The 7919-nt window shown below is 68.9% G+C and carries 12 protein-coding genes; 11 read left to right on the top strand and 1 reads right to left on the bottom strand.

Going from position 1 to position 7919, the window contains the following annotated elements:
* Positions 1-328 (top strand): PhoH family protein (locus tag VK923_18600; GenBank protein HSJ46694.1); only part of this gene is annotated, 328 nt, incomplete at its 5' end.
* A 91-nt stretch (positions 329-419) separates the two neighbouring features.
* On the opposite strand, the gene VK923_18605 is transcribed toward VK923_18600, so the two are convergent.
* Positions 420-1187 carry a DeoR/GlpR family DNA-binding transcription regulator gene (locus VK923_18605; GenBank protein HSJ46695.1) on the bottom strand — a complete coding sequence of 256 codons (768 nt, stop codon included), beginning with the start codon at positions 1185-1187 and terminating at the stop codon, positions 420-422.
* Between the two features lie 239 nt (positions 1188-1426).
* Between VK923_18605 and VK923_18610 the strand changes: the two genes are divergently transcribed.
* The 10 genes from VK923_18610 to VK923_18655 form a co-directional block, all read left to right on the top strand.
* Positions 1427-2551 carry a PTS mannitol transporter subunit IICB gene (locus VK923_18610; protein HSJ46696.1) on the top strand — a complete coding sequence of 375 codons (1125 nt, stop codon included), beginning with the start codon at positions 1427-1429 and terminating at the stop codon, positions 2549-2551.
* 1 nt (position 2552) lies between these two features.
* Positions 2553-2861, top strand: a complete 309-nt coding sequence (locus VK923_18615; GenBank protein ID HSJ46697.1) for a hypothetical protein — start codon at positions 2553-2555, stop codon at positions 2859-2861.
* Entirely contained in the window at positions 2839-3318 is a 480-nt protein-coding gene (locus VK923_18620) for a PTS sugar transporter subunit IIA (protein ID HSJ46698.1), read from the top strand. The genes VK923_18615 and VK923_18620 overlap by 23 nt, the downstream gene beginning before the upstream one ends.
* Positions 3315-4241 (top strand): alcohol dehydrogenase catalytic domain-containing protein, encoded by a 927-nt coding sequence (locus VK923_18625; protein ID HSJ46699.1) that lies wholly within the window; start codon positions 3315-3317, stop codon positions 4239-4241. The genes VK923_18620 and VK923_18625 overlap by 4 nt, the downstream gene beginning before the upstream one ends.
* Entirely contained in the window at positions 4238-4363 is a 126-nt protein-coding gene (locus tag VK923_18630; GenBank protein ID HSJ46700.1) for a hypothetical protein, read from the top strand. Before VK923_18625 ends, VK923_18630 begins: the two co-directional genes overlap by 4 nt.
* The gene (gene pfkB / locus VK923_18635; protein HSJ46701.1) at positions 4360-5301 is read left to right on the top strand and encodes a 1-phosphofructokinase; all 942 of its coding nucleotides are present in this window, start codon (positions 4360-4362) and stop codon (positions 5299-5301) included. Before VK923_18630 ends, pfkB begins: the two co-directional genes overlap by 4 nt.
* 3 nt (positions 5302-5304) lie before the next feature.
* Positions 5305-5772: a fructose PTS transporter subunit IIA gene (locus VK923_18640; protein ID HSJ46702.1), complete on the top strand. Its 468-nt coding sequence runs from the start codon at positions 5305-5307 to the stop codon at positions 5770-5772.
* Positions 5769-7241, top strand: coding sequence for a fructose-specific PTS transporter subunit EIIC (locus VK923_18645; GenBank protein ID HSJ46703.1), 1473 nt, complete (start codon positions 5769-5771; stop codon positions 7239-7241). Before VK923_18640 ends, VK923_18645 begins: the two co-directional genes overlap by 4 nt.
* Complete coding sequence (locus tag VK923_18650; protein ID HSJ46704.1) at positions 7234-7506, top strand: HPr family phosphocarrier protein; 273 nt, start codon at positions 7234-7236, stop codon at positions 7504-7506. The genes VK923_18645 and VK923_18650 overlap by 8 nt, the downstream gene beginning before the upstream one ends.
* A gap of 5 nt (positions 7507-7511) precedes the next feature.
* The coding region (locus tag VK923_18655; GenBank protein ID HSJ46705.1) for a phosphoenolpyruvate-utilizing N-terminal domain-containing protein at positions 7512-7919 on the top strand (408 nt) is incomplete at its 3' end.

Below are 7919 nucleotides of genomic sequence, written 5' to 3' on the forward strand. Positions count from 1 at the left end.
GGTGGACGCCCTGCTCGACCGCGGTCAGCTCGAGATGGCGGCGATCACCTACCTGCGCGGCCGGTCCATCACCGACGAGTACGTGATCGTCGACGAGGCGCAGAACCTCGAGCTGCCGACGCTGAAGGTGATCCTGACGCGTATGGCGGCGGGATCCAAGGTGGTGTTCTGCGGCGACCTGTCCCAGGTTGACAACCCCTACATCTCGCCGTACGGCGGGCTGGCGGCGCTGATCGAGAAGATGAAGGGCTCGGAGCTGTTCGGGCACGTCACCATGAGCAAGGGCGTCCGTTCGCCACTCGCGGAGCTCGCCGCCACCGCATTCTGAGGGCTGTCTCGGACCGGTCGTGCACCCCAGGGCGTAGCTGCGACCGGATGCCGAGAGACCGGGAGAGTGACCCTACGGCCGCACGAGGCGGTCAGACCCGCAGCAGCTCTACGCCGAGCGCGCGGAACTCGGTGGCGGCGCGGTCGTCGAGCCCGGTGTCGGTGATCATGACGTCGATCTGCTCGATGTCGCCGAAGCGGACGAAGTGGCGCTGGCCGACCTTGCTGGAGTCGGCGAGCAGGACCACCCGTGACCCCGCGCGGATCATCGCCCGCTTGATCTCCGCCTCGGCGACGTCCGGGGTCGTCAGCCCGTGCTCGGTCGAGATGCCGTTGGTGGCGATGAATGCCACGTCGACGTGGAGCTCGGCGAGCACCCGCTGCGTCCACACGTCGACCTGTGCCAGCGTGCGGGGTCGCAGCCGGCCGCCGGGCATGAGCACGGTGATGGTGGGCCGGGTCACCAGCAACTGCGCGAGCGGGAGGGAGTTCGTCGTGACGACCAGCTCGCGGTCCGAGGGGAAGGCCCTGACCAGTCGCGCCGTTGTCGTCCCCGCGTCGATCAGGACGGTGCCTTCCTCCGGCAGCAGGTCCACGGCGGCGCCGCCGATCCGTTCCTTCTCGGCACGGTGCAGCGCCATCCGCTCCTCGTAGTCGAGCTCGAAGCCGAGCCGCTCGATCGGCAGCGCGCCGCCGTGGACCCGCCGGACCTGGCCCTGGCGCTCCAGCCGCGTCAGATCACGTCGCACCGTCTCGGTCGTGACCCCGAAGTGCTCAGCGAGCGCGGCCACCTCGACACGCCCGTCGCGGATGGCACGCCGCACGATCTCACGCTGGCGTTCGGGCGCGTACACCTGCACAGCCTCCGTGATCGTCGGACCCGTCGGAAGGAGTATCCCACCGGTCGACGGCCAGAATAGGTCTTGCGCAACACCTGGACGTTGTTTTATGTTGCCGTGAGTGGGTGTTGGTTTGACTTTGTTCATGTTGGTTCGGGTGGAACCGCCGCGGAGTCGCATTCGTCGGGCGGCCCGCTTCCGCGCGAGCCGCGTGGACGACGACCGGTCGGCCGGATCGAGGGTTGAAGGAGGCCACCAGCATGAGCACGCCTGATGTAGCACCGTCCCTACCCGCGGGCGGCGGATGGAAGGCACGAGTCCAGCACGTCGGCGGCAACCTCGCCGCCATGGTGATGCCCAACATCGGGGCCTTCATCGCCTGGGGGCTGATCACCGCGATGTTCATCCCGGAGGGATGGATCCCGAACGCGCCCATCGCCGACGCGATGGTCGGTCCGATGATCACGTTCATGCTGCCGCTGCTGATCGCGTACAGCGGCGGGAGGTTGGTCCACGACCAGCGGGGTGCCGTCATCGCCGTCATCGCGACCATGGGTGTGATCGTCGGCACGGACGTCCCCCAGTTCCTGGGCGCCATGATCATGGGGCCGCTCGCGGCGTACGTGCTGAAGGTCCTCGACCAGTGGATCGAGCCCAGGATCAGGATGGGCTTCGAGATGCTGGTCAACAACTTCTCCCAGGGCATCCTCGGCGTCGTGATGGCTGTCGTCGGCTACTACGCCATCGGTCCGGTCGTGCAGAGCCTCACGACGGTGCTCGGCAACGGCGTGGACGTCCTCGTCACCAACCGGTTGCTACCGCTGGCATCGGTGATCGTCGAGCCGGCGAAGATCCTGTTCCTCAACAACGCGATCAACCACGGTGTCCTGGCCCCGCTCGGCGTCGAGCAGGCTGCCGAGACCGGCAAGTCGATCCTGTTCATGATCGAGACGAACCCCGGACCGGGTCTGGGCATCCTGCTGGCGTTCTGGGTCGCCGGCCCCAGGGAGGTCCGCCCCACCGTCCCCGGCGCCGTGATCATCCAGTTCTTCGGCGGCATCCACGAGATGTACTTCCCGTACGTGCTGATGCGGCCTGCCACCGTGGTGGCCGCCATCCTCGGTGGCGCGTCCGGCGTGCTGACGTTCCTGCTCACCGACACCGGTCTGGTCGCGACGCCTGCGCCCGGCAGCATCTTCGCCTACATCGCCGTCACGCCGCGGGGCAACTTCCTCGGCATGTTCCTCGGGGTCGCGGTCGCGGCGGCCGTTTCGTTCGTCAGCGCCGCGTTCATCCTCAGGGTCACGGGCGAGAGGACGGCGATGGACGTCGACGAGGCACGGGAGCAGTCCCGCGCCATGAAGGCACGCCCACAGGAGGCATGACATGGCAGCTGTGAAGGGTTCCCAGGTCAAGAAGGTCGTCATCGCCTGCGAGGCCGGCATGGGGTCGAGCGTGCTGCTCGTGACGCAGTTGAAGAAGCGGCTCGGCAGCTACGGCATCACGGTGAACCACTCGCCGGTGAACCAGATCCCCGACGACGCCGACGTCGTGCTGTGCCACCAGGGCCTGTCGTCCCGGGCGCGCCAGAAGGTCGGCGAGACGCCCGTGCTGGCCTTCAACTCCTACCTGGGCGACCCGGTCTTCGACCGGCTCGAGGAGGCGGTCAAGAATGACGACGCCATCGAAGGCTGAGGCGGCCGACCAGGACCTGCTCACCCGTGAGACGGTGCGGCTGAGCGTCGTCGCGAGGGACCGCGCCGACGCCATCGACCAGGCCGGTCGCGTGCTGCTCGAGATCGGTGCCATCGAACAGGCCTACGTGGACGCCATGCACGAGCGCGAGGCCGTGATGTCGTCATACATGGGCGAGGGCTTCGCCCTGCCCCACGGCACCGACGAGAGCCGCAGGCACGTCAACCGGGCCGCGGTCGCCTTCCTGCAGTTCTCCGAACCCGTGCTGTGGGAGGACGACGAGGAGGCGCTGGCTGCGCTCGCCGTCGCGGCGACCTCCGACGAGCACGTCGGCATCCTCGCGACGCTCGCGCGGGTGCTGGTCGACGAGGACAAGGCGGAGCGCCTGCGGACGACCGCCGACGTCGACGAGGTGCTCGAACTGCTCGCACCCACCGTCGAGGAGGAGATCGGGTGAAGGTCGCACGCTTCTACGAACCGGGTGATCTGCGGGTCGAGGAGGCGGAGCGACCGACGCCGGCGGCCGATGAGCTGCTGCTGCGTGTGCACGCCTGCGCGACCTGCGGCACCGACGTCAAGATCTTCCATTACGGCCACCGCAACCTGAAAACGCTGCCACGCGTGATCGGCCACGAGATCGCGGGCGAGGTCGTCGAGGTCGGCAGTGACGACCTCGGCTGGCAGGTCGGCGACCGTGTGCAGTGCATCGCCTTCGTGCCGTGTGGACGCTGCTTCCAGTGCACGCGTCGGGCGATGACCGTCTGCGACAACGCGACGTCGGTCGGGTACGACTACGACGGTGGGTTCGCCGAGTACATGATCGTCCCCGAGAACGTGCTGCGCGTCGACGGGCTGAATCAGATACCTGGAGGACTGGAGTACCACGTCGCCGCGGCGACCGAGCCGCTGGCGTGTGCCCTCAACGCCCAGGAGCAGGTCGACGTCGGCAGGTACGGCGATGAAACCGTTGTCGTCTTCGGATCCGGTCCGATAGGGTGCATGCACGTCATGCTGGCCAGAGCGAAGGGTGCCGAGCGGGTGTTCATGGTCGAGATCAACGCCGACCGGCTGAAGCTCGCCAGCGACCTCGTCGACCTCGACGCCACGGTGGACGCCAGCGCGCAGGATCCGGTCGGGGCCATCCGTGACCTGACCGGCGGGCGCGGCGCCGACGTCAGCATCGTCGCGGCGGGGTCGGGCGTGGCGCAGCAGCAGGCGATCGGCATGGCCGCGCCGCGCGGTCGGATCAGCCTGTTCGGCGGCCTGCCCAAGGACAACTCCGAGGTCACGATCGATGCCAACGTCGTGCACTACTCGGAGCTGACGGTCGCCGGCCCCGCCGGTCCACGCCCACCCACAACAAGCAGGCGCTCGAGATGATCGGCAGCGGGGCAGTCCGGCTCGACGAGCTGATCACCGACAGGCTCCCGCTCGACCGGGTCCACGACGCGCTGACAGCGGTCGAGAGCGGGACCAGCATCAAGGTCGTGATCGAACCGTGATCGTCACCTGCACCCCGAACCCCAGCCTCGACCGGACCATCGAGATCGACGAGCTGCTGCGGGGTGAGGTGCAGCGGATGCGTTCCGTCTCCGTGCAGCCCGGAGGCAAGGGGATCAACGTGGCACGGGCACTCCACGCCAACGGCCACGACGTGCGGGCGATCGCGCCGCTCGGCGGTGCCGAGGGCGAGCTGTTCGCCCGGCTGGTCCAGCACGCGGGAGTGCCGTTCACGCCAGTGGAGGTCGACCAGGCCATCCGCGTCAACATCACGTTGGCGGAGGCCGACGGCACCACCACGAAGCTCAACGACCGCGGCCCGACCCTCGACGAGGCCCCGCGTCGCCGTCTGCTCGACGCGACGCTCGACGCAGCCGTCGGTGCGCGCTGGCTCGCTGCGTGCGGGAGCCTGCCGCCGGGCGCCGGCGACGATCTGTACGCCGACCTGGTCACCCGCGCCCGCGCGGCCGACCGGCGGGTTGCCGTGGACACCAGCGGCCCCGCGCTCGCCGCCGTGATCGACGCCGGGCCGGACCTGATCAAGCCGAACCACCACGAGCTCGCGGAGCTGGTCGGCGACGAGCTCAAGACCTTCGGCGACGTCGTCGACGCCGCTCGCCGCGTCATCGATCGCGGGGTGGTGTCGGTGCTGATCAGCCTCGGGGGTGACGGCGCCCTGCTCGTGACCGGCGATGCGGTGTGGTTCGGTGAGAGCGAACCCGTCGCGGTCCGCAGCACGGTCGGTGCCGGGGACTCCCTGCTGGCCGGGTTCCTCGCGGCCGGTGGCGACGGGCCGGAGTCGCTGACGACCGGCATCGCATGGGCGACCGCAGCCGTGTCGCTCCCTGGAAGCACGATGCCTTCCCCCGACGATTTGGCCTTGGATGCAACCCATGTCGGAGATACGTTCGATCCAGACCGCCCACTCGAGGGAGACTGAGCCATGGACCTGACGATCGACGATGTGATCACCCCCGACCTGATCATCCTCGATCTCGAAGCGACCGAACGGGACGCGGCGATCGCCGAGATGGCCGACCGGCTGGTCGCCCAGGGCCGGGTCAGTGACCGCGACACCTACGTCAACGACGTGCTCGAACGCGAGCGTGAGGGCGGCGGCACCGGCATGGAGATGGGCGTCGCCATCCCCCACGCCAAGTCGGAGGCCGTCACCAACGCCAGCGTCGCCTTCGCACGGACCAATCCCGGCATCGACTTCGGGGGTGATTCCGAGCAACCCTCGACGCTGGTCTTTCTGATCGCGGCCCCCGTCGGCGGCGACGACCTGCACATCCGGCTGCTGTCGCGGCTGTCGCGCCGTCTGATCCACGAAAGCTTCCGTCAGAAGCTGTACGACGCCTCGTCCTCGGACGAGGTCATGGAGACACTCCGCGAGGAGGTGACGCTGTGAAGTTCGTCGCTGTCACCGCATGCCCGACAGGAATCGCCCACACGTACATGGCCGCCGAGGCCCTCGAGGAGGAGGCGCGCAAGCGCGGCCACGAGATCGCCGTCGAGACCCAGGGGTCCGCAGGCTCCGAGAAGGTCGATGACGCCGCCATCTCCGGTGCGGTGGGTGTCATCTACGCGGTCGACACCAACGTCGACGGCCGGGATCGCTTCAGCCACCTGCCGTCCGTCGAGGTGACACCGGGAGAGGCGATCAACCACGCCGCCCGCGTGTTCGACCGTGCGGAGCAGGCTGTCGAGGAGGGCGTCCCGGAGGCACCCGCCGAGACTGCCGCCAGCGGCGCGGGAGGGGGTGGCGCCGCCGCAGCGGCCACCGGCGGCGGAGGCGACGGACCGGGACGCGCGAGCAGGGGCGGCGTGGTCCGCCAGTGGCTGATGACCGGCGTCAGCTACATGCTGCCGTTCGTGACCGCGGGTGGGATCCTGATCGCGTTGGCGTTCCTGGTCGGCGACACCGTCACGGTCGTCGACGAGAACGTCTACGAGCAGTTCAGCTGGGGCGCGCTGTTCTTCAAGATCGGCGGCACCGCGTTCTCGATGATCGGTCCGATCCTGGCCGGCTTCATCGCCTATGCCATGGCGGACCGGCCCGGCATCACCCCCGGCGTCGTCGCGGGGCTGATCGCCAACGAGATCGGCGCGGGCTTCCTCGGCGCGATCATCGGCGGCCTGCTTGCCGGCGCGGTCGTCATTGGACTCAAGCGCGTGCCGTTCCCGAGGTCGCTGCGCAGCCTGCTGCCGGTGCTGTTCTATCCCCTGATCGCGACGTTCGTCGTCGGCACGGCGATGATCCTCGTCATCGGCGAGCCCATCGCGGCCGCGACCGAGGTGCTGACCGCGTGGCTCGAGGGGATGGGCACGGCGAACGCGATCGTGCTCGGCGTCATACTCGGGTTGATGATGGCGTTCGACATGGGCGGCCCCGTCAACAAGGTCGCCTACTTCTTCGGCGTCGGCCTGATCGCCGAGGGGGTGCTCGCGCCCATGGCCGCGGTGATGGCCGCCGGCATGACGCCGCCGCTCGGTCTCGCCCTGGCCACCGTGATCCAGAAGCGGCTGTTCGACGTCCAGGAGCAGGAGGCCGGCAAGGCTGCGTGGGTGATGGGCGCGTCGTTCATCACCGAGGGTGCCATCCCGTTCGCCGCGGCCGATCCGATCCGGGTCATCCCTGCACTGATGCTGGGATCGGCGGTCACGGGCGGGTTGTCGATGGCGTTCGACGCGACCTTGCGCGCACCGCATGGCGGCATCTTCGTGTTCGGCCTCGTGGGCAACTGGCCGCTGTACATCCTGGCGATCGCGATCGGCACGGTCGTCACCGCCGTGGGCGTGATCGCGCTCAAGCAGTTCCATCGCCGAGCCGAGACCGTCGAGGCGACCGCCACGACCACGGAGGCTGCCAGTGCCTAGCCAGACCGTCATCCTGCACAACGAGACCGGGCTGCACGCCCGCCCTGCCCGGGTCTTCTCCAAGAAGGCCAAGGAGTTCGACTGCGACGTCAGTGTCGCCAAGACCAATGGCGAGGCGGACCCTGTGAACGCCAAATCAACCCTGTCGGTCCTCACGCTGGACTGCCATCAGGGTGACGAGATCGAGATCATCACGGAGGGCGAGAACGCCGACGAGGCCTTGTCGACACTGGTCGAACTGGTCGAGAGCGGCCTGGGGGAGTAGCGGCCGTGAGCACCACACTGCAGGGCCGGGCGTCGTCGCCGGGCGTCGCGCTCGCGGGCGCGTTCGTCATCCGCAGGGTCGAGGTCGACACCGCGGCCGCGGCCGCGGGGTCCCCCGACGAGGAGAAGCAGCGCGTCGACGCGGCACTGGAGCAGGTCGAGAGCGCGCTGATCGAGCTTGCCGAGACGAAGCGTGAGACGCTCGGTGACGAGGCCGACATCTTCCTCGCGCACGCCGACTTCGCGGGCGATCCGGAGATCGCGGACATGGTCCACGACGCGATCGACGAGGGGTCGAGCGCCCCGGTTGCCGTCACCGCAGCGTTCGACTCGTTCCGCGCGCTGCTCGAGAAGTCCGGTGACGAGTACATGGCGGGACGGGCCGCCGACATCGACGACGTACGGGACCAGGTG

This window comes from Euzebyales bacterium (assembly GCA_035461305.1).
GTDB lineage: Bacteria > Actinomycetota > Nitriliruptoria > Euzebyales > JAHELV01 > JAHELV01.